19 protein-coding genes and 1 riboswitch are annotated in these 21,433 nt (G+C 41.4%); of the genes, 7 read left to right on the top strand and 12 right to left on the bottom strand.

The window, feature by feature from the left end; all coding sequences use genetic code 11:
• Positions 1-16: 16 nt before the first annotated feature.
• Entirely contained in the window at positions 17-1,063 is a 1,047-nt protein-coding gene (locus tag DPF90_RS09200; RefSeq protein ID WP_114786045.1) for a DUF3404 domain-containing protein, read from the bottom strand.
• A gap of 240 nt (positions 1,064-1,303) precedes the next feature.
• Positions 1,304-2,032, bottom strand: coding sequence for a substrate-binding periplasmic protein (locus DPF90_RS09195; RefSeq protein WP_114786044.1), 729 nt, complete (start codon positions 2,030-2,032; stop codon positions 1,304-1,306).
• A 532-nt stretch (positions 2,033-2,564) separates the two neighbouring features.
• Between DPF90_RS09195 and DPF90_RS09190 the strand changes: the two genes are divergently transcribed.
• Positions 2,565-3,497: an endonuclease/exonuclease/phosphatase family protein gene (locus DPF90_RS09190; protein ID WP_114786043.1), complete on the top strand. Its 933-nt coding sequence runs from the start codon at positions 2,565-2,567 to the stop codon at positions 3,495-3,497.
• 115 nt (positions 3,498-3,612) lie between these two features.
• Here DPF90_RS09190 and DPF90_RS09185 read toward each other — a convergent pair whose 3' ends face one another.
• Together DPF90_RS09185 and DPF90_RS09180 are read right to left on the bottom strand one after the other, a co-directional pair.
• Positions 3,613-5,013 carry a class II fumarate hydratase gene (locus DPF90_RS09185; RefSeq protein WP_114786042.1) on the bottom strand — a complete coding sequence of 467 codons (1,401 nt, stop codon included), beginning with the start codon at positions 5,011-5,013 and terminating at the stop codon, positions 3,613-3,615.
• A gap of 16 nt (positions 5,014-5,029) precedes the next feature.
• Entirely contained in the window at positions 5,030-5,410 is a 381-nt protein-coding gene (locus tag DPF90_RS09180) for a hypothetical protein (RefSeq protein ID WP_114786164.1), read from the bottom strand.
• A gap of 393 nt (positions 5,411-5,803) precedes the next feature.
• Here DPF90_RS09180 and DPF90_RS09175 point away from each other — a divergent pair, with 393 nt between their 5' ends.
• On the top strand, positions 5,804-6,754 hold the full coding sequence (locus DPF90_RS09175) for an endonuclease/exonuclease/phosphatase family protein (protein ID WP_114786041.1): 951 nt from the start codon (positions 5,804-5,806) through the stop codon (positions 6,752-6,754).
• 55 nt (positions 6,755-6,809) lie between these two features.
• Here DPF90_RS09175 and eat read toward each other — a convergent pair whose 3' ends face one another.
• From eat to DPF90_RS09155, 4 genes are all read right to left on the bottom strand, one after another.
• Positions 6,810-8,216, bottom strand: coding sequence for an ethanolamine permease (eat, locus tag DPF90_RS09170; RefSeq protein ID WP_114786040.1), 1,407 nt, complete (start codon positions 8,214-8,216; stop codon positions 6,810-6,812).
• A 14-nt stretch (positions 8,217-8,230) separates the two neighbouring features.
• Positions 8,231-9,106 (bottom strand): ethanolamine ammonia-lyase subunit EutC, encoded by an 876-nt coding sequence (gene eutC, locus DPF90_RS09165; RefSeq protein WP_114786039.1) that lies wholly within the window; start codon positions 9,104-9,106, stop codon positions 8,231-8,233.
• Positions 9,099-10,511 (bottom strand): ethanolamine ammonia-lyase subunit EutB, encoded by a 1,413-nt coding sequence (locus tag DPF90_RS09160; protein WP_114786038.1) that lies wholly within the window; start codon positions 10,509-10,511, stop codon positions 9,099-9,101. The genes eutC and DPF90_RS09160 overlap by 8 nt, the downstream gene beginning before the upstream one ends.
• Positions 10,512-10,800: 289 nt before the next feature.
• Positions 10,801-11,397, bottom strand: coding sequence for a hypothetical protein (locus DPF90_RS09155; protein ID WP_162814010.1), 597 nt, complete (start codon positions 11,395-11,397; stop codon positions 10,801-10,803).
• A 522-nt stretch (positions 11,398-11,919) separates the two neighbouring features.
• Here DPF90_RS09155 and DPF90_RS09150 point away from each other — a divergent pair.
• From DPF90_RS09150 to DPF90_RS09135, 5 genes are all read left to right on the top strand, one after another.
• On the top strand, positions 11,920-12,516 hold the full coding sequence (locus DPF90_RS09150; RefSeq protein WP_114786036.1) for a helix-turn-helix domain-containing protein: 597 nt from the start codon (positions 11,920-11,922) through the stop codon (positions 12,514-12,516).
• A complete protein-coding gene (locus DPF90_RS20350) occupies positions 12,509-13,372 on the top strand; it encodes a queuosine precursor transporter (protein WP_205395183.1) in 864 nt (287 codons plus the stop codon). Before DPF90_RS09150 ends, DPF90_RS20350 begins: the two co-directional genes overlap by 8 nt.
• Before the next feature lie 3 nt (positions 13,373-13,375).
• Positions 13,376-14,194, top strand: a complete 819-nt coding sequence (gene queF / locus DPF90_RS20345; protein WP_205395182.1) for an NADPH-dependent 7-cyano-7-deazaguanine reductase QueF — start codon at positions 13,376-13,378, stop codon at positions 14,192-14,194.
• A 200-nt stretch (positions 14,195-14,394) separates the two neighbouring features.
• Positions 14,395-14,472: riboswitch (cyclic di-GMP riboswitch) on the top strand.
• Positions 14,473-14,491: 19 nt separating this feature from the next.
• Positions 14,492-14,788, top strand: coding sequence for a hypothetical protein (locus DPF90_RS09140; protein ID WP_114786035.1), 297 nt, complete (start codon positions 14,492-14,494; stop codon positions 14,786-14,788).
• Between the two features lie 328 nt (positions 14,789-15,116).
• Positions 15,117-15,488, top strand: a complete 372-nt coding sequence (locus tag DPF90_RS09135) for a hypothetical protein (RefSeq protein WP_114786034.1) — start codon at positions 15,117-15,119, stop codon at positions 15,486-15,488.
• A 266-nt stretch (positions 15,489-15,754) separates the two neighbouring features.
• On the opposite strand, the gene trhO is transcribed toward DPF90_RS09135, so the two are convergent.
• The 4 genes from trhO to katG all read right to left on the bottom strand — a co-directional run bounded on the left by trhO (position 15,755) and on the right by katG (position 21,288).
• Complete coding sequence (gene trhO / locus DPF90_RS09130) at positions 15,755-16,735, bottom strand: oxygen-dependent tRNA uridine(34) hydroxylase TrhO (protein ID WP_114786033.1); 981 nt, start codon at positions 16,733-16,735, stop codon at positions 15,755-15,757.
• Between the two features lie 167 nt (positions 16,736-16,902).
• On the bottom strand, positions 16,903-17,760 hold the full coding sequence (yghU, locus tag DPF90_RS09125) for a glutathione-dependent disulfide-bond oxidoreductase (RefSeq protein ID WP_114786032.1): 858 nt from the start codon (positions 17,758-17,760) through the stop codon (positions 16,903-16,905).
• A 145-nt stretch (positions 17,761-17,905) separates the two neighbouring features.
• Positions 17,906-18,556 (bottom strand): HAD family hydrolase, encoded by a 651-nt coding sequence (locus DPF90_RS09120; protein WP_114786031.1) that lies wholly within the window; start codon positions 18,554-18,556, stop codon positions 17,906-17,908.
• 554 nt (positions 18,557-19,110) lie between these two features.
• Positions 19,111-21,288 carry a catalase/peroxidase HPI gene (gene katG / locus DPF90_RS09115; protein WP_114786030.1) on the bottom strand — a complete coding sequence of 726 codons (2,178 nt, stop codon included), beginning with the start codon at positions 21,286-21,288 and terminating at the stop codon, positions 19,111-19,113.
• Positions 21,289-21,433: the final 145 nt, after the last annotated feature.

Raw genomic sequence — 21,433 nt, 5'->3', positions numbered from 1 at the left:
AGGAACAAGCCCAATATTAGAGAGTTAGTGGCAGGCTTTGTCCCCTATAGGCGCTTTGTTCTAACAATTGATGGGAGCTGTGTGTGCTTAAGTAGACTTTACTGTTTTCTGTGAGTTGGGCCAATCTTTGGTGATCAGAGACTAGCCTCCATACAACTTGTTGAGTTTCTTCTGTTAAGTGTTCAAATTGATCACGCAGCATTTCAACGGTCAGCCCTAAGCTGGTAATCGGTGTACGAAGTTCATGAGTGAGTAGCTGCAAAATAAAGCGTTTCTCTCGGTTTTGCTGTCTTTTAAAATACACGCCTCTCGCAAATATAAACAATAATATGACTGAAATACTGACGATTATAAAACGTTGTAGCAACAGGTTATTGCTTTGCTGACTGATGCAGAGGTTACTATATCTAAGCTCACAACTTGGACCTGTAAATTTGATATTTAATTCATGGGCAATAGGGCGCCATGTACTGCTTGAAATGGCTTTCCAACCTTGTTCTGCACTTAACCATAATGTGTCGTTTTCCATCCAGGCTCGATATCCATTAAACAATGTTTCCCTTCCTTCAATGGAGAGGGTTGAGAGAGGCTTATGTAAGGGATGTCTTGGGTCATAAAGGGTTAAATATTGCAGTAGATTATCACTTGGCGTGAACTTTGACTTCGTAGACAGGTAACGCTCTAAAAAGCTGCCTCCAGCAGGATGTATAGGGTCATGTGTGAAGAACCATGTGTCATCGATAGGTTGGCTGTTACAAAGAGCAAGCTCAAACTCGGTTGCCGCTAACAGATGTGTTTGAACAGGGCTGAAAGTTTGACAAGTTTTTGAAACGTCGTACAAAAACTGAATATCTTCCCAAGTGTAACGCGCAAAATTAGGATAACGGGCGTCTGCTCTGAGCAGTTTTGGCGAAAAAAGATTGAATTGCTCAGCAGTGACTATCAATGAACCAGTTTGCCAATTACGTTGATAAAAAGATTGCCACTGCTCTTGTATATTTGCAGCTAAACAAACACAAGGAAACAAAGCCGAGAACAAAATTTTCAGATGAAAAGCACGCATCCCTATACTCGATTGAGGAGAAGACACCAGATTTTATAGAATAAAAAATAAAAATTGTAACTTATGTGTCAACAATGTTTTCTGGATTCTTTTTATACCAAGGGAGCTAAGTGGTTGTGAGACACGTCATAATCGATCGTTAGGCACTAAAACAGCTACCGACATAGGTATCGGTAGCTGTGAAGAGCTTCAACACTTACACGCCAAGCAATTTATGCATGGTGATTATTACTCAGTTGATTATTGATACTGGCTCTTAATTTTATCTAACTCACCAGATTGTGAGATTTGATCAAGGCCTTTTTGTAGCTTATTGATGTACTCATCTGGTGTATCTGAACTCAGGCTGTAATAGAGCTGTCCTTCACTGAGAGTGTAAGCGACGTTAAATTTACTCGGATCAACGTTTGCAGCCTTCATTAGGTGAGTCGCTACGCTTTGTTCATAGGCCAACATGTCAATTCGACCTGCGGCAAGTTGTTTTATTAGCAGATCGGCACCCGGTGATACTTTCATTGCAGAAGCGGGAACGCCAGCTTTTTTCAAAAGCGCTTCTCCTACATCGTCTCTAACCACGCCGATTTTGTATTTGCCGAGTTCTGATGGGTCGCTCACGGTGACATTTTTATTGGAAAAAACCACCACTTTTGTCGCGATAATCGGGCCTACCCATTTAAATTTCGACTCTCTCTCTTCAGTTCGGGTTGTCGCGAAAAGTGCGACCTTTGGACCTTTCAGCGCAGCGTCATAACCCCGAGCCCAAGGCTGAAGTTTTATTTTACTGCGTGATACAGGCTCGCCTACTGCTTTAGTCGCCGCCTCTAAAACATCGATAGAAAGACCTTTTAACTCTTTGTTTTCATTGTAATTAAAAGGAGGGTAGGATTCAGTGATATAGTTAAGATCATTTAGGTTATTTGCAAAGATTGATGCAGAAAAAAACATACAAATAAACAGCAAAACTCTCATGGTTGAACCTCATTAAATGGTTAGTACACAATGCAGTATAGTTGTTTTTTACAAAACCAAGTGCGGCGCTTAGGTATCTGAGGAAGATTTAAAAGAATTGAGCGGTATTGTTTCAATGTTTACTCAGAGTGTGGTGTCCATTTGTTGCTACTTAAAAGATTAATAGCCTTATTTCGGAAAAAATATCTGTGGCCCCACCCTGATAATTTTCTCAAATCGAGCTGACTTACCCCAGACTCCGACTTGGTTGTTTGCTTGATACCTTATTTTAGAATTGGAAAAGTAGGAGAGTGATGTGTAACAGGAGCCAATTGCGCGTTGGTAGGGCCCTTATTTTAAGAAGAGTATTTTAAGTTAATTTAGTTTCTTAAAAACAATGACTTAAATATTTAACTATGATGGGGAAAATAAGGTAGGTCCTTAAATCAGCATGTGTTATTACTGTCACTGGCACAGTATCAACCACTAATTTGGGCTAATTACAAAGACTTGGTTCATAATTATAGAGTTTTTGACATAAATAGGTCTGAGAGTGAGACGTTGGAGAATTTGGCTGGTAGTTTATGCTCCAGCACTAGCATGGGCAGGTTTGTCACTTCTTGAGTCTACTTGGTGGGTAGAGAATATTGTTTCCTATCCAGGATTATTTTTGGTGATTTACTCCCTACTTACGCTGTTAATGATGTTAGGTCAAAGGTGGGCACCAAGTGCAATATGTATTGTTTTGGCTGGTGCATTTGGATTAATGTCTCCCAAGCCACACGAGAACTTGGTTGGGCAATGTACAAATTCCGTTTCTATTATTCAGTACAATCTTTACTACGAAAATCCAAGCATCAATTCTTTCATTAACTATTTATTGACTAAGCCTGCTGATTTAGTGGTGATGCAAGAAGTTGCTCCGGAAGTTGGGGAAAAATTGAAGTTATTAGATGATATTTATCCTTATTCCTATGGAGGGCAGGAAGGTGTAGGCTATCCTTCGAGTCAAATGATTCTTAGTGTGTCACCGCTAAAAAATATGTCAGTGTTCAAGACACCCGACGCTCAGAGCATTATTCGCGGTACTTGGCACCCTAATCGCCAGGTTCCCATTTCTCTCATCGTTGCTCACCCTCCTTCACCTAGAACCGAGGAGTTATGGTATCGGCGTAATGCTCTGATAAAAACCATTGAGTCCCTGCTTTCAGTATATCCAAGTGATGAAGCTATTGTGGTTGGTGATTTCAACTTGTCGGCGACAAGCTTACGGTTTGCGAGGATGTTTCCAACTTTTCAGAAAGCGCCAGTGGCGAGTTGGCCGAATTGGATTGCATCATTTCGAGCACCGACGGCTTCCATGATAGCTATTGATCACCTATGGCTGCAGTCGGTTAATGCTGGAAGAAAAATATGCAAACGATACAGCTTACCTATGCCAACTGGGTCTGATCACTTACTGGTGAAGACAGAGGTTGGCTATTGACATGCCCATCCATGGTTTGCGTGGTTTATCCTTGGTCCATCTGAGAGTTGGCTTTTGAAAAAACTCAACTGCTAAAGCCGTGTAATATTCAAAAGCCATAATAAATCGATATTTGTTACTCTGCCACACCACCTTGCGTGAGTTTACTTGGATCAAGTAAGCGCTCAAGCGTTGCTCTGTCGAGCTCGGTTTCTTGCTCCGCAACATCAATGATTGCTTGTCCATTCTTATATGCTTTTTTAGCGATCTCTGCTGCTTTTAGGTAGCCTATCACTGGATTTAATGCGGTCACAAGGATAGGGTTTTTTGCTAAAGCAACTTGTAAATTGTTCTCACGCACAGTGAAAGAAGAAATGGCTTTGTCTGCCAATGCTAAAGCGCCGTTAGCAAGTAACTGTATACTCTCTAATATATTATGTGCAATGACAGGTAGCATTACATTTAGTTGAAAATTGCCGGACTGACCAGCGATGGTAATAGTTGAGTCATTACCTATTACCTGCGCCGCAGACATTGCGACGGCTTCTGGGATAACGGGGTTTACCTTGCCGGGCATAATGGAAGATCCTGGCTGAAGGCCTTGGAGTTCTATCTCACCTAAACCCGCTAGTGGGCCAGAATTCATCCAGCGAAGATCATTGGAAATTTTCATCATCGATACTGCAGCGGTTTTAAGCTGTCCTGAAAGTGCGACTATCGCGTCCTGACTGCTGAGATTGTAAAAAAAGTTTTCACTGGATGTGAAATGTAATCGAGTGGCCTGTGATAGGTTATCGGCGAATGCAGACGCAAACCTTGGGTCAGCGTTAATTCCTGTACCAACAGCGGTACCACCTTGCGCGAGAGCCTTTACATTAACAAGGCTTTGCTCAATACCAACCTTTGCTTGCTCAAGTTGGTATTGCCAGCCCCCAAGCTCTTGATCAAAAGTGACCGGCATTGCGTCCATTAGGTGAGTTCGGCCAGTTTTTGCGAGATGACCGATTTCATTACGCTTGCTTTTTAAAACGGAAATGAGGTGATTTAACGCTGGCATAAGCTGATTTTCAACAGACAGTGTGCTGCTGAGTTGAATGGCGGTGGGGATAACATCATTACTGCTTTGTCCCATATTAACATGATCGTTTGGATTCACGTCCCCGCCAAGTGCTTTACTTGCTAGAGTTGCAATCACCTCATTAGCGTTCATGTTGGAACTGGTTCCTGAACCAGTTTGAAATACATCAATAGGAAACTGATCGTGATACTGACCATCAATGATATGTTGAGCAGCGTCTGCAATTGCATTTGCAATATCGCCCTCCATTAAGCCAAGTTGTGCGTTAGTCAGAGCCGCAGACTGTTTGATATAGGCTAGTGACTGGATAAAAGTGTTTGGCATGGTGTGATTACTGAAATGAAAATTGTCCACAGCTCGCTGTGTTTGTGCTTGATAAAGTGCATCAGCGGGTACTTTGACTTCACCCATACTGTCTTGTTCGACGCGAAATTCTGGTTGAGAAGGAGTTTGTGTCATGAGAGATCCTATAAATTTAGTCAAGCGGCATGCGAATACGCTGCAAGTTTTGTTGTAGTTGTAGAAACTTTTTATCGCCGTTTTCCAATTGATGGTAGTAACGTTTTAAACATAAAAGAGGGGTATGGATTGCATCTAGGCAAACTCGACGGAAGATTTTGCCCCTGCATGGATCTTGAATAGCATCAATCAGGTGGAAATAGACTTGGCGCAGATAAAATTCACAGAGCAAAGCATTTTCGTATTCAGTATCTCGCTCATACAAGGATGATAAAGCCATTGCTGAATGTATATACTCATGAACGATATCGGGCTCAAACCCATATGGGGTGTAGCTATCTAAAAATCTGTCTTGAGCTTTAAAGAATGCATTGTAAAGCGGTGTTTGGGAATCCATACTGACCTCGATTTTTGTAATGATAATTATTATCGTTTTCATGGTTGTAATCAACCTTGTTTGTTATATCTATACCATAAGAGTGTGACTGAGCGCATTTAACCAATACATAACTCTCTAATAAATCAGGACTTACTATACACTTTGAGAACTACTTATAGACGTTATTATTGGTATCTAGGTTTGTTTTGGGTCATTGAAAAATCGAATTTTTGTCATGATTTATGGTAAGTGGGGATTAACCGCTCTGAAATGCTATCAATGGCAATCGGTTAGATTAACTATGAATAGGTTAAACTATAAGATAGCTTAGAGCAGTGAATTGGATGTGTTAGAAGCTCGCTTTTTAAGCAAAGATTTGTATGAGTATTAGTAAATGAATGGGGTAAGGCTTTGCTTACGAATAAAAAACTGACATTTGCGACAGCTAATCTTTATAATTTTATTGAGCCACCTGGTGCGTTTTATGATTTTGAGAATATTTATACAGCGCAAGAGTGGGAAAACAAATGCCGCTGGACAATGGAGTCCATCAAAGCCTTAGATGCCGATATTATCGCCGTTCAAGAAGTGTTTAGTATAGACTGTGTCAGAGACATCTTGTTTAAGCTGGGGTTTAACCACTTTGTGAGTGTTGATGAGGCGCACGTTGAAAGTGAATACATCTATAGTCATCCAGTCGTTGCTTTGGCTTCAAAATACCCAATTACACAATATCATGCCGTGACTGTTCCACGTAGCCTGCTTGAAGGGTACGGTATTCGAGACTTGGCGTTTAGCCGCCAGCCAGTTTGTGCAGTTATTGATGTTCCGGGCATTGGAGAGGTGGCAGTATACGTTTGTCACCTAAAATCACAGCGAGAAACACAGGCAAAACCAGACGCAGAAACTCATGCTATTTTGGGGCAATGGCTGTCGAGTCAACAGCGCGGTTGGGAGGCTTTGATGATTAGAATTGCTATGGAACAGGCATATAGTAAAAAGCCTATGCCAACAGTGCTTATGGGAGATCTAAATCAGTCCATAAATAGTGAGATGGTGGGTTTACTGACTAAACCAATAGAACATGAAAGCCATCATTTAATATTGCGAGACAGTTGGGACATTATCAACCCTGACCTTTCTAGTGCTGCTCGCCCAGCCACACACTATCATTTTTCTACTGGTAAGGTACTAGATTACGTACTGCTTTCTCAAGAATTTCAGACAAGTTCACACTGTTCAATGGCCGATCTCATCCAATATCGAACTCTAGATTCACACCTTATTAGCCCTTGTTTTGAGAAAGACAATCAAGCCAGTGACCACGCATTTGTTTCAGTTACTGCACGGTTTGTGTTGTGAGGACACTTTAAAGTTATGTAGGCAGAAAAAATTGTATCCCCTGCCTTTATAGTACTCAGTTAGTGAATTCAGTCTCCAATTCTTGCTCTGCTAATGCGAGCATCTCAAACTCTTCTTCTGCGGTTGAAGCAACAAGATTGTGCCTGCTATAAAGCAAGTAATAAGCTATGCCAATGATATATAGGCCTAGTGTCATGAAAAAAGCTGGCGGGGAAAAGGCATAGACACCCGTCATTGCGACCAAAGATAAAAACAGAGTAATACTTGGTGTCACTACGCCTCCTGGGGTTTTATATGGACGTACTAGATTTGGTTGCTTGTAACGCAGGAGTATATGACTTAATGACATGAGGGCATATGATACGGTTGCTCCGACTACGGCCATCGCGAGGATAAGATCGCCTTCACCTGAAAGTGAGACGGCAAGTCCCAAAATACCCGGTAGTACCAATGCTTGTGCAGGCACTTTGTTTTTATTGGTCAAGGATAAGCCTTTGGGGAGGTAACCTGCCCTAGATAGGGCAAAGACTAAGCGGCTATAACCGTAGATAATAGAGAAGAAAGAAGCGATAAGTCCAGCAAGGCCGAGTAAGTTGACTAAGGTGGCAATAGATGAATACCCACTTATATTTAGCGCATCGACTAAAGGAACTGGACTGTCACCTATCACTTTGGCACCGACTGCACCGGCAAGTAAAAACACAACGAGTGTTGCTGTGAAAAGCAAAAACACCATGGCGCCTATGATTCCCTTGGGAACATCCTTTGCTGGATTCTTAGCCTCTTCGGCAGCAAGCGGTACTCCTTCAACTGCCAAGAATAGCCACATTGCGAATGGAAGAGCGGCCCAGACTCCGTACCACCCCATAGGTAATAATCGTGTTGCTTCATAAGTTGTTGGTGGAATGTCAAAAAGATTGTTGATGTCAAATTGTCCAATCAGAACGGCTGCGGTCAGTAAAATTGCAATAACAGCAAGTGCGCTGATAACCATCATGACTTTAAGTGCTTGGCCAATACCAGAAAGGTGAATAGCAATAAAGATAGAGTAGAAACAAGCGTAGACAATGGGACCATCTATACCAATCAGTTCGTTGACTGCGGAGCCGATAAAAATCACTATTGCTGCGGGTGCTAATGCATATTCAATTAATACGGAGAGCCCGGTTATATAGCCGCCAAGTGGCCCCATGGCTTGTCGTGCAAAACTATAGCCACCTCCTGCTGTTGGTATTGCTGCTGACATTTCAGCGAGGGACAAGACAAGTGTGAAATACATCAAAGCCATAGCCAATGCAGCGATCAAGAAGCCTACCCAGCCAGCCTGTGCAATCCCAAAGTTCCAACCGGCAAAGTCGCCGGAAATAACATATGAAACACCTAAACCTGCAAGTAAGATCCATCCTGCAGAGCCTCTTTTAAGCTGCCTCTTGGCAAGGTAATTCTGACGTTCATCAGACATGATAATTCCCTCTATCATTGTTTTTTGGGTGAAGTTAAAAAGTTGGTTGAAGAATGGTTTTCGAGTACTTGACCGTTATCAGAAACGCTTCGGTCTTTTAAATCGACACCTGATATTTGTCGTTTTAACGACTCTCTCAGCAGGTAATAGGCCTTCTGGCAGGCTTCTTCATAACCGAGACCTTCTGGCCTTATGTTTGAGATACAGTTACGGCTTGAATCTTGTTTTCCTCTTACAGGTTGCCAAGTAATATAAAGGCCCATGCTGTCGGGAGAAGTTAAACCGGGACGCTCACCAATAAGAATTAAGGTAATTTTTGCCTTAAAGCACTCTCCAACATCGTCTCCACACGCAACTCGGCCTTGGTTAACAATAGTTATTGGTGCGATAGTCCAATGGTGTTCAGTGTCTGTACAAAGAAGGGAAATTAATCGATCAATCACAGGTGCTGCATGGTTTTGTATTGCGATAGATGAGAGGCCGTCAGCGATTACAATTGATAAGTCGTAGTTAGCTTTATTCTTGTTGTGGTAGCTTTGGATTTTTTCCCATGACTCTTCATCGAGTTGGCGACCTAGGTCGGGCCGCTGCAAATACATGAATCGATTGGAAACCTTACTGCTTACAACCGTGGGTAAATCAGGTGTATGCTGCTTAATATTTTCTTTTGTGCCAAGTTGTTTCACCAAGTCTTCTATATTAAGTGCCCTATGTACGGCGTCTTTTGCTCGTGCGTGATCAAGCTGAAATGTGAGCATTTCGTGAGTTGGTATGCTAGTTCCTGCTCGGCCCAGTGCAATCCGAGCAGAAGTAAATTGGCGCAATGATTGCCAAGGGTTGTCTGTGACTTGTGGTGATACTTTACCTTTTTGGATAGGGTTATTAGCCATTGGTCTTATCCTTACTTAACGTAGGAATTGAGGCGGAAAAAGGCTTTGCTATACCTTGGGTTAAAACAAAGTTATCTATGTCATCAAAAATGTGCATCTTGATGAGCCACTGCTCGAATTCAGGGGAGGGCTTGAGGCCAAGAACTTTCCTTGCGTATAATGCATCGTGGAAAGACGTTGTTTGGTAGTTAAGCATGATGTCGTCGGAGCCGGGAATTCCCATGATAAAAGAGCAGCCTGCGACACCAAGCAATGTCAGAAGGTTATCCATATCGTTCTGATCAGCATAGGCATGGTTGGTATAGCAAACATCGCATCCCATCGGAAGGCCGAGCATCTTTGCACAAAAATGATCCTCTAGACCTGCACGTATAATTTGTTTTCCATCGAATAAGTATTCGGGGCCAATAAAGCCGACAACGGTATTCACTAAAAGCGGATCAAAATGCCTTGCAACGGCGTATGCTCTCGCTTCACAAGTTTGCTGGTCCACACCAAAGTAGGCGTTAGCGGATAAAGCTGTCCCTTGACCAGTTTCAAAATACATACAGTTACTGCCTACTGTGCCTCGATCTAGAGAAAGGGCGGCTTCATGGGCTTCTTTAAGGATACCAAGGTTAACTCCAAATGCTTGATTAGTGCCTTCAGTTCCACCAATAGACTGGAATACAAGATCAACTGGGGCTCCTTTTTCTATTGCTTCTATAGTGTTCGTCACATGGGTAAGCACACATGATTGAGTCGGTATTTGATAGTGTTGAATTACTTCATCTAGCATCCCTAGCAACCTTATGGTCTGTGGAACATTATCTGTCGCTGGATTGATGCCTATTACAGCGTCACCATTGCCATACATCAAACCATCAAAAATAGTGGCAGCTATGCCATCTAGAGAGTCTGTTGGATGGTTGGGCTGTAACCGAGTTGATAGTTTGCCGGGCAAACCTATAGTGTTGCGAAAAGCCGTTTTTACATGGCACTTTTTAGAGATAGCTATAAGATCCTGATTGCGCATTATTTTACTAACTGCAGCGACCATTTCTGGTGTTAACCCGAGACGGATTCTATAGAGTGTATCGCTATCGGCTTTTTCGCTTAGTAACCAGTTACGAAAGTCTCCCACTGTCAAATGAGAGATGGGGTCAAAAGCTTCCATGTCATGAGTATCAATAATGAGGCGTGTTACCTCATCGTCTTCATAGGGAATGACAGTTTGCTGTAGAAATGCTTTGAGTGGTAATTCTGCTAGTGTCATTTGCGCAGCAACACGCTCTGTTTCTGAGTCAGCACTCACACCCGCTAATGCATCCCCTGACCGTTCTGGAGTGGCTTTAGCCATTAAATCAGCTAAAGAACGGAATTGGTATATCTGGTCTCCTTGCTGCCAGCGATACCTTGATGTCATGATTTGCTCCTGTTTGCTCTTCGCTGCAGCCTTCATTGCATGGCGAGAGTAGCGTAATTAATCTATTAAACCTTCGAACATTTAATAACTTGTCAAAAATCCCGAGAATAAATTCATTAATATCAATAATTTATGTTTTTTATTGACCGGTGAGAATAAAAAAGTAGTGGCATAAAAAATGAGATAAGTCTCTTATTTTGCTTATCTCATTGGCATTACATTCTGTTTGTCACGAGAAGTGTATGATTGGATTGTTTTAGTGAGATTTGCGATGGCCTATCAGTTCTTCTTATTTTACGGCTAACAAATACTGGACTATCTCATTGCATCGCTTTCTGGATAGTTTGGTGCGATCGGATAGATAGTAAGACTTTCGCTGTAATAGTTGGTCTGCAATAAGTTTTATTTCGACTGGAAGGTGTTGAGTCGTTCTAAAATAGATGGTGTCTATAATTTCAGGTGTCGCATCAAAGTCCCTCAAGCAGTAGATCATTTTCTGATTGATGGTGCTGCGTTTTAAAAGCTGGTTTTGCAATTGAGTTTCAACGCTATGGTCAAAACTCAAGACTGGTATGTCAAATAAACGAGCAAGCCACTGTTTATTAATCGTCCTTTTGGGATATGAAGGTACATTTGTATTAAGCCCCTGATACCATGAGTTTAATACTTGACTGAGCATGTAGTGCTTGACCCATATTTCACATTCCTCAGGGGATAGTTGACGAACAAAACGCCAAACAAAAGCTTTGATAAGACGCGGAGCTTTTTTTGTATACCAGATTTTTTCACTAAGGTATTGAGTACTATGTCGAACGCCTAGCGGGTTACGGGGTGAGGGCTTAGATAGCCAAGACCAACGACGTTGATAGGATTTGCTAGTATTCACTATAACTTTTATAGACTTGTCTAATGGCAGCGAAAAGTGAGAATGTCGATCTAAAGAGACGGACATTGCAGTAATTGAGATAATCTGCATCTTTGTATTATTTTGACATGGAGATGGCACCAGTAAACCATGCCAAACATAGTCTTGATAAATGAAAAGTCTTGAAGTATTAAAGAAATTTACGTTCAGTAAAAATATGCCATAAATGAAATTTTTATGTATGTGCGTGTTTAATAATTGAGCCGATAGACTAAACCGTGGTGATATTTAACTTGATTATTGTTCTACACTCAGTGTGAACAAAAAAGATAGCTTCATCATAATTTATGTTTTTTCTTGAAAATAAGTCGCTATTTTGAAACAAGGCTCACTTTTTAATCGCCCCTTTTTTGGGGAAAGCTCTATATTTTGATACATGTAGCGTATTTATATGTCTCTAGCAATATTACTTGTCATATGTTCCTGATATCATAGATAAATGTGGTTGGGTTATTTTTGCCTAAAATTTGATCGGGGGGTCATATGAAAAGCAATAGTGAGCAATTGGCTATATTAAGAGATAATATTCAGTTTGGGTTACATCAAGGGAAAGAAACTAAAGCATCATTAAGTAGAAAAACGGGTATTACTCGCTCTACAATATATAAAATTTTGGATGGTAAAGTTGAACGTGTACAAGCAGCTACAGTAGAAAAAATTGCAGATTTTTTTGGAACTACTTGCTACATTATTCAGAATGAATCTCTTGAATCGCATTATATTGGCTCACCTCTAACGTCTATCGATGGAAATAAAAACCCTATCGCCGTTCCTATTTTGACAGAACATGAGTTTGTACTGAAAGGTGATCATTATATTAGTGAAATGGTGACGGATTATCCATTGACTTACCATTTCTCTCAAAGCAAGAATGTTGTAGCTATACAAATCGGTACCTCATTGTCTCATTATTATACGAGAGGAAATTTACTTATTGTTGATCGCTCAAATCGTCATGTTGAACAGTCGAATAAGCTGATTGTTCGTAATGGCTATTTATGTGCATTAGCTTCTAATGAACCATTAGAGCGCAATGATTACTTTTTTGGCAGCATTCTTGAGGAGCGCTACTGTGTTTAACAATAAATACAAGTTAATCGGTTTTAGTGAAACCCCTAGTATGACTGCAAGCATTATGATTAAAGGAACGGGTAAAGTTGTTGATATACCGCCCGCAGAACTGTTAAAAAGCGATGTTGCAGATGATCTTAATCGTAATGAATTAGTTGAGGTGTGTAAGAAAGCGTACTCAAAATCGAGTTTTGAAGGTGCCTACGAATTAGAAGATCGTCATGAAAACTACTGGATGAGTTATTCATTTTTGGTTCTTTGTCTTTGTTCGCTTTTTACTTTGTCGAACCTCACAGGTATTAAGCCGATAGAAATTTTTAACACGGGTTTAGTTGTACCTATAGCGATTTTTCTTTATCCGATATCATTCATTTTTGTTGATATTTTGAACGAATTTTATGGCTTGAGATTAGCAAGAAGGGCGATTATTAAATCGACAACGGTCAATGCTGTTATACTGGCATTTATTTATTTGTCGACGCTTGTTCCCAGCATCGAGCCCTGGAAAGTGATGAATGAACAATACTTAACATTGGTCGCTAGTATGATGTCCGTATTTGTTGCTTCACTTAGCTCATACTTTATTTCTGAAAATGTTAATGCTTACATTTTGAACAAAATTAAGCAGATAACAAATTCTCGCTGGTTAGCTATTCGAGTTATTACCAGTACAAGTATCGCTTCAGTGGTAGATAGTGCTTTGTTTATTGGTATTGCCTTTTATAATGTGATACCAAATGATGTGTTATTGGTTATGTTCTTTAGCCAAGTATCCATCAAGGTTCTTTATGCGTTAGTTAGTGTTGGGCCAATTTATTATGCCAGAAAGCTGTTTTCTCGGTTAATCAATGTCAAGGAGTCATAATCAGTGGCAATCTATAATAAGAATCTAGGTAAAAAGACAGAGTATGTTTCTCAATATAAACCAGAACTGCTCGATCCAATTCCGAGAGCAAGAGGGCGAGCCGAGATCAAAGAGCGTATACAAGCTACTCATACTGGTTTCGATTTATGGACAGCGTTTGAAATCTCTTGGCTCAATAATAAAGGGAAACCAATGGTTGCAATCGGGGAGTTCGTGATTCCCCACACCTCGGATAACTTGATTGAGTCTAAGTCTTTTAAACTGTATCTAAACAGCTATAACCAAACCCGATTCGATTCCCAAGATCTTGTTATGCAGCAAATGAAACAAGACCTTAGTGCAGCGGCTGGAGCCGAAGTACTAGTATCATTTGTTTCTGTTGATGAACCTCAACAAACGTTAGTCGATAAAAACGTACACTGTATTGATGATTTGGATATTACAGTAGACTCATTTGATTATAATGAGGACTCTTTGATGGGGTGTACAGAAGATCAATATGTTACAGAGTCTCTGTGTTCTCACCTTCTTAAGTCTAACTGCTTGGTCACTAACCAACCTGATTGGGGAAGTGTTTATATCCGTTATACAGGGTCCAAAATTGATCATGAGGCTTTGTTACGGTACTTAATATCATTCCGTGAACACAATGAATTTCATGAGCAATGTGTAGAGCGCATCTACTCAGATATTAAACGCTGTTGCAAGCCGGAAAAACTGACCGTTTTCGCAAGGTATACAAGGCGGGGTGGTCTTGATATCAATCCTTACCGGAGCGATTTTGAAAGTGAGATCTGTTCAGCAAGAAACCCAAGACAATAAACCGATTGATATAGTTTTATTGTCTTTACATGGAAGTCAATCCTATTGACTTCCACACACTACGGAGTGAAGTATCGCTGTAACCGCATGCATTACTCTGGCTCAAGTAACTCAGAAATATAAGCGAAAAATCAGGCTGGAGGACTGGCTTGAACCAGCTCTTTTTTCGTTTATGTCTGATGTTGCCTATACTTAATACAGGACAAACTGGGCAAACCTGTCGTGAGGCGGGGACGCAAAGTGACAGCACAGCTTAAGCTGTGGGCTGCATTGCATTAGCTTTAGGGGAACCTGACTATGCTTACACTACCCACTTCATTAACTAACCAATTCAAACAGTGCATCCTAACGACTCGTATCTTGAAGAAAGAGTCCGTGCCATTTCATCAATTAATTAATGGTCTAAACGGTTATTCTGGCCTTCTAGCGATGACTAACGAACATCTTTTATGCTGCTGTGACAAAGCGACACTAAATGAGTTCCGTGAAACGGGTGTCCTATTTAGCGGACATTTGTTCAAACTCAATGAGCTTGATGCTCTTACTATTACTGAAGCTCCAGTGTTTGCTAATGCCACTAAAAGCATCAAATAGGGTATTTTATGGGCGTCCTACCACTTTTAAACTTTTAGCTTCTTTGAGCTGAATTTGGGTGGTAGCGGAGGCGTAGTGAAATAGAGTATATATTCTGAATATTTTGAGGTAAATTTTGAATTGTCCACATAACCACTTGATTTTTAAGGATTAAAATCTGAAATTTGATGAAATTATGTGATGAGATTTGGCATGATTTGGACTAGTCCAACAGAGTGATCGATACGTCAATACAGAAGCAATAAGAAAAACTTCACATGTATTCATGTCACAAGACCGTATCAAACGTTTATATTGGAGGAGTCTAATTCAGCTAGGAAAAATAAATATGATAACAATAGAGCGCAATGAGTCCCTGTTTCAGAACATGGTAAGCCACACAGATAAAGATGACTCGACAGTTGGTGTGACTATATTCATGGGCGAGAAAATTTTAACCGGAGAACTCATATCCGAACGCCGATACTTTGAGCTAGTTAATGAACACCTGCATGATAGTACAGAAAATCTTGCTTTTGATTGCCAACTGGCTTTGAATTCAAGAAATTGCGGTGACAGCCAGTACTTCCATCTAAAGAATGCGATTTACATCGATTCAAACGGGCGTTCTATGCCTGCGGAGGGATGCCTTCTTCGAGGAAGAGTATCAGGTGTTCAGGCTGTATCTATTGGTTCATGGTTATTGCCCAAGGGGCAATAGGAATATTGGTGCCATTGAGTCTAAGAGTTATCACATTATTAAATTAAGCAGTCGTAATCTTTTTGGTGCTGAGAGCCATTAAAAACTATTATAAAAACCGACTATTGAGTGTGATATTCTCAATCCCAAGAAACTACCTTAATTTAGGGCTTAAACCTGTGTGATTAATGGAAGGTCGATGGTTTGAGGAATAAATTGAAATAGGCAAGTAGCCTTCAAAAAGAAGGCTACTTGAGTGTAAAAAACTGTCTATCGCAGATCAGGAATCACTTCGATTTTCTTTGTTGTTCCTTGCGCGCAATTTTCTCTTGTCTACGCTTCATTATGATTTGATCGGCATCCCCACCAACGTGCGATTCACCACGCGTATTGGCTAACTGAACTTGTTTTTCACGCTCACGGAATCGTGCTTTTTGTTCATCTGTATGTATATCCACACATTTAGGGCAGCTTACCCCTTTTTCATAGGATGGTGACGCCATATCATGCTGAGTTATGGGTAGACGACACGCATTACACATTTCGTAACTGCTTTTTTCTAACTCATGATTGACCGCAACACGGCCATCAAAAACGTAGCAATCACCTTGCCACATACTTTCCTCTGCTGGGACCTCTTCTAAGTACTTTAGAATGCCTCCTTCGAGATGATAAACCTCTTCAAACCCTTGTTCTTTCATATAGGCCGTCGATTTCTCACAGCGAATACCTCCTGTACAGAACATGGCGACTTTTTTGTGCTTTGATGGATCCATGTTGGAAGCAACATAATCGGGGAATTCACGGAAAGTCTCGGTATTAGGATTAACCGCATTTTCAAACGTACCAATTTCTATTTCGTAGTTATTACGGGTGTCGACGACAAAGACTTCTGGATCTGATATTAACTCATTCCATTCAGTAGGTTTGACATAAGTTCCGACTACATGACGAGGATCTATACCTTCTACACCTAAGGTGACAATTTCCTTTTTCAATTTGACTTTGGTGCGGTGAAAAGGCTGGTTTTGGTCGTACGATTCTTTATAGACAATGTCAGCCAGACGTGAGTCTTGCTTAAACCAAGCCAAAAGCGCATCAATACCGTCTCGATCTGAAGCTACTGTGCCATTAATCCCCTCGTTGGCAAGTAATAAGGTGCCTCTGACCTGATGCTTTTCCATCAGCAGCTTTAGCGGTTCCTGGAGGTCTTTAAAATCTTCCAAGCGCACAAACTTATACAGTGCGCATACTACGTAGTTAGTCATGGTTTTCCCCATTTAGCGAGCTGGAGCGTAAATCCAGAGCCGTTGTTTAAATCCAATGAAGTATATCGAAGTGTTTGGTAAATAAATACGTATATTTATTAAGGGAAAGAGGACTTGGGGATATAACGGCCACCTGCCATACATTCCATATGACAGGTTTATAAAAACTATGGTCTCAGATTCAATACTTTATCAATGTCTTGAGCAGAGTGCCGTTCTGGAATTTGCTCCCAGCTTTCTCCCCAAGTACGGTTCACGATACGCCCTCGTTGAACTGCAGAACGACTCCCAATCTTTTCAGCCCAGCGCTTAAGGTGTTTGTAGCTATTCACATCCAAGAATTCAGCAGCGTCGTATAGTTTGCCTATTACAAGGTTACCGTACCAAGGCCAAATTGCCATGTCGGCTATGCTGTAGCTATCGCCAGCAATAAAATCATGCTTTGCAAGCTGTTTATCCAATACGTCGAGTTGGCGTTTCGCTTCCATAGAAAAGCGATTGATGGGATATTCGAATTTTTCTGGAGCGTACGAGTAGAAGTGCCCAAAGCCACCTCCAAGATAAGGCGCAGAGCCTTGAAGCCAAAACAGCCAGTTCATTACTTGAGTTTTTGCTTCGATCTCTTTAGGCAGAAAATGATCAAACTTCTCCGCGAGATAGAGAAGAATATTTCCAGATTCGAAAACATTGATCTGGCTTTCATTTGAGCCATCAATCAGTGCGGGGATTTTTGAGTTAGGGTTAATGTCAACGAAGCCTGAGCCAAACTGATCTCCCTCACCAATTCTTATTAAATGAGCATCATACTCAGCGTCTTTTATGCCAATTGCGAGCAATTCTTCTAGCATAATCGTTACTTTTTGACCGTTTGGTGTTCCCATCGAATACAATTGCAGTTGGTGCTTACCTTTAGGTAAGGTTTGTTGATGGCGGGAACCAGAATCAGGACGGTTTATACTTGACCATTGGCCGCCATCGCTATTTTCCATTTTCCATACGGCAGGTGGTACATATTTATCAGTCATTGTCATTCCTTATGCAATATGATTATGCCAGTAATAGAAGAGGTTGGGGCTAATGGTCTGAATCCAAGCCCTCAGTGGAAATTTGTTATATCTATAAGTTATTGGTCTAAATATTTTGGGTATAAAGAATCCTATCTTAGTTCGCTTATCTATTTGACTGTAGATAAGCCATGACATCTAGGAGTGATGGAAAAATATTATGTCCGAATGATCTAACTTCATCACAAGGCTTTACTAGGTCAGGGATCTGGAATGTGATCATTTGTGCTGTGACAGCACTGCGGACACCATTGTTTGAGTCTTCAAATGCCAGACAATATTGACTTTTAACCCCTAATCGCTCAGCGGCTAGCAGGTATATTTCTGGATCTGGTTTCCCTTTCGAGACCTCACAGCCACAAGTCAAACTATTGAAGAATTTGTCTAAGCCCGACAATTTAAGCTTAATTTCAGCTACATCCCGCTGCGTGGAGGTTGCAACAGAAGTTGGGATACCATTTTCTGTTAGCCATGCCAATAGCTCCACAACCCCTTTTTTAATTGGTATGGGTTGATGTTTGACTATCGCATCATAGTTGCGTCGCCATTCGTTATGGAGTCTATCTAGATCATCTCCGTAAGCTTGGCGAAGAATTTTTTCTATACCTGCTGAATTTCTTCCGATAATAGATAGATAAATATCTTCATAAAAAGGTAGGTTGACCGTTGAGCATGCCTGTTTAAAAACATGCATACTTACTTTTTCGGTGTCGAGTAATAGTCCATCCATATCAAAGATGGCCGCTTGGAATTTCATTGATAAATCTTAATCAATTCGTTTGGTGGTTGGTATTTTTACATACTACACAATATGAGTAAATTCATCGTCGATAATGTGCATTATTTGAAACATCGAACTTTAGTGAGCTTCTTTTTTGGTAAGGGCAGAATTGGTGGCATTTACGTCATGTAGGGCTGATTAGAATGTGGCGTGTTGTTAGGCCGTACTTTTCACGTTAACAAGCTGCACGGTTTAGTATTAGGTCTGTAGATGTAAAGGTGGACAGTGTTGATTTTTGATTGGTTTGGGTACGCGTTGAATAATGTTGTTACTCAACGCACCCTTTGTATGCTCGGTTAGTAAAAAATAAACAACTCTTGTGTGTCAAACAACCTAAAAAACTCGAATCTTTTCATCTCCAACTCTCCTTAAATTAGCCAACTACGATGGATAGATTTCTGATATGAATTAAGTTTCTTAATGAGTGCTCCTTAACTAAACCTAGCCTATATTTGTGAAGCTACCATGAATTCAGGTCATTTAATCATAGATACCCATGATCATAGAGATGACCATGGGTAGTATTTTCTTTACTGATTAAGATCGAAACGGTCGGCATTCATGACTTTTGTCCAAGCCTTAACAAAGTCGTGAACAAACTTTTCTTTGTTATCATTTTGTGCATACACCTCAGCATATGCTCTTAATATTGAATTGGAGCCAAATACTAGATCGACTCTGGTTGCTGCCCATTTCTCATCACCACTGTTGCGGTCGACAATTGAATATGAATTGCGCCCAGTTGGCACCCATGAGTAGCGCATATCAGTTAAGTTAATGAAAAAGTCATTACTTAACACACCAACCTTATCAGTAAACACTCCATATTGTGTGTTTGAATGGTTTGTTCCAAGTACGCGCATCCCTCCGATTAGCACCGTCATTTCAGGAGCAGTTAATCCCAATAATTGAGCGTGATTTAACATTAGCTCTTCAGGTCCCACAGCATAGTGCTGTTTTTGCCAGTTACGAAATCCGTCAGCAATGGGTTCTAAAACACCAAAGGATTCAACATCAGTCTGTGATAGCGTTGCATCGCCACGGCCAGGTGAAAAGGGTACTGTGGTGTTTATTCCAGCCGCTTTTGCCGCTTGTTCAATCCCTACATTCCCGGCTAATACAATTGCATCGGCAACACTCATCTTAAATTCACTAGCGATAGTTTCTAGCACACCAAGTACGTTAGATAACCTCTCTGGCTCGTTGCCTTGCCATTGATTCAGAGGAGCAAGGCGTATGCGAGCGCCATTTGCTCCACCGCGCTTATCGGAATTGCGGAAAGTACGTGCACTATCCCAAGCAGTGGCCACCATATCGCCGATGCTTAGTCCGCTATTGGCAATCTTTGCTTTTACTGCAGCTACATCGTAGTTTGTACTGCCTTTTGGTACCGGGTCTTGCCAGAGCAAATCTTCAATGGGGACATCTGGACCAAAATAGCGCGACTTGGGCCCCATATCGCGGTGAGTAAGCTTAAACCAAGCCCTTGCAAAGGTCTCTGAGAAGTAGGCTTGATCCTTGTGGAAACGTTCTGAGATCTTGTGATACTCAGGGTCAATTCTCAAAGCCATATCTGCATCGGTCATGATTGGATTGACACGCATATTTGGGTCTTCCACATCAACAGGCTTATCCTCGTCGTCCATATCAGAAGGTTCCCACTGCCATGCGCCTGCTGGGCTCTTTTTTAAATCCCAGTCATATTCAAGCAGAAGACGGAAATAGCCGTTATCCCACTGAGTCGGGTGTGTTGTCCATGCGCCTTCAAGGCCACTTGTCATGGTATCTCGACCAATACCTCTAGAATTATGATTATTCCAGCCTAAGCCTTGCTCTTCTATATCTGCTCTTTCCGGCTCTGGTCCTATATTTGATTCACTACCATTACCATGCGCTTTACCCACGGTGTGGCCTCCTGCTGTAAGCGCTACAGTTTCTTCATCATTCATACCCATACGCTCGAATGTCGTTCGCATGTCTTGCGCTGTTTTAAGTGGGTCGGGCTTTCCATCAACACCTTCAGGGTTGACATAGATAAGCCCCATCATCACGGCGGCGAGTGGATTTTCCAAATCTCGCTTACCTGAGTAGCGGCTGTTTTCTGAACCGCTGGGGGCAAGCCATTCTTGCTCAGCTCCCCAATATATATCCTTTTCAGGGTGCCAGATATCTTCACGACCAAAAGCAAAGCCAAAGGTTTTGAGTCCCATCGACTCATACGCCATGTTGCCCGCCAAGATCATAAGATCTGCCCAACTTATTTTGTTACCGTATTTTTGTTTGATTGGCCAGAGCAGGCGACGAGCCTTGTCTAAGTTTGCATTATCTGGCCAAGAATTAAGAGGAGCAAAACGCAGATTACCAGTGTCGGCACCGCCTCTACCATCACCTATCCGGTATGTCCCCGCTGAGTGCCATGCCATTCGAATCATCAGGCCACCATAGTGTCCCCAATCGGCTGGCCACCAGTCTTGGCTGTCTGTCATGAGCGCTTTTAAATCATTTTTAAGGGATTGGACATCGAGTGTTTTGAGCTGCTCTCGATAATTAAAATCCTTTCCTAACGGATTCGATTTTTGATCGTGTTGGTGAAGAATATCCAGATTTAGGGTTTTTGGCCACCAGGCTACGTTCGATGCGTCGGAAGAGGTTGCACCGCCATGCATAACAGGGCATTGACCGCCGGACTTCGAGTGTTTATGTTCCATGACTTGCTCCTTTGTGTCATGTCTTCTACTAGGCCATTTGGCATGGCTCAGACATTAAAAAATTAACGTTTATTCAGTCTTTCGATAATTTCGTACCTAGCATTGAGCATAGTTGGCATGTCGGTGTATAGAAAACAGTTTATGG

Origin of the sequence: Vibrio tetraodonis, from assembly GCF_003350295.1 — a bacterium.
Lineage (GTDB): Bacteria > Pseudomonadota > Gammaproteobacteria > Enterobacterales > Vibrionaceae > Vibrio > Vibrio tetraodonis.
Note: the sequence above shows the minus strand (reverse complement) of the source record. Positions and strands in the feature narration are given on the sequence as shown.

Coding starts and splice junctions, on each gene's coding strand:
- trhO (WP_114786033.1), bottom strand. CDS start 16,735: ATGACTAACTACGTAGTATGCGCACTGTATAAGTTTGTGCGCTTGGAA.
- DPF90_RS09200 (WP_114786045.1), bottom strand. CDS start 1,063: ATGCGTGCTTTTCATCTGAAAATTTTGTTCTCGGCTTTGTTTCCTTGT.
- DPF90_RS09180 (WP_114786164.1), bottom strand. CDS start 5,410: ATGGATTCCCAAACACCGCTTTACAATGCATTCTTTAAAGCTCAAGAC.
- yghU (WP_114786032.1), bottom strand. CDS start 17,760: ATGACTGATAAATATGTACCACCTGCCGTATGGAAAATGGAAAATAGC.
- DPF90_RS09195 (WP_114786044.1), bottom strand. CDS start 2,032: ATGAGAGTTTTGCTGTTTATTTGTATGTTTTTTTCTGCATCAATCTTT.
- DPF90_RS09135 (WP_114786034.1), top strand. CDS start 15,117: ATGATAACAATAGAGCGCAATGAGTCCCTGTTTCAGAACATGGTAAGC.
- DPF90_RS09160 (WP_114786038.1), bottom strand. CDS start 10,511: ATGACATCAAGGTATCGCTGGCAGCAAGGAGACCAGATATACCAATTC.
- DPF90_RS09120 (WP_114786031.1), bottom strand. CDS start 18,556: ATGAAATTCCAAGCGGCCATCTTTGATATGGATGGACTATTACTCGAC.
- eat (WP_114786040.1), bottom strand. CDS start 8,216: ATGTCTGATGAACGTCAGAATTACCTTGCCAAGAGGCAGCTTAAAAGA.
- eutC (WP_114786039.1), bottom strand. CDS start 9,106: ATGGCTAATAACCCTATCCAAAAAGGTAAAGTATCACCACAAGTCACA.
- DPF90_RS09140 (WP_114786035.1), top strand. CDS start 14,492: ATGCTTACACTACCCACTTCATTAACTAACCAATTCAAACAGTGCATC.
- DPF90_RS09185 (WP_114786042.1), bottom strand. CDS start 5,013: ATGACACAAACTCCTTCTCAACCAGAATTTCGCGTCGAACAAGACAGT.
- DPF90_RS09150 (WP_114786036.1), top strand. CDS start 11,920: ATGAAAAGCAATAGTGAGCAATTGGCTATATTAAGAGATAATATTCAG.
- katG (WP_114786030.1), bottom strand. CDS start 21,288: ATGGAACATAAACACTCGAAGTCCGGCGGTCAATGCCCTGTTATGCAT.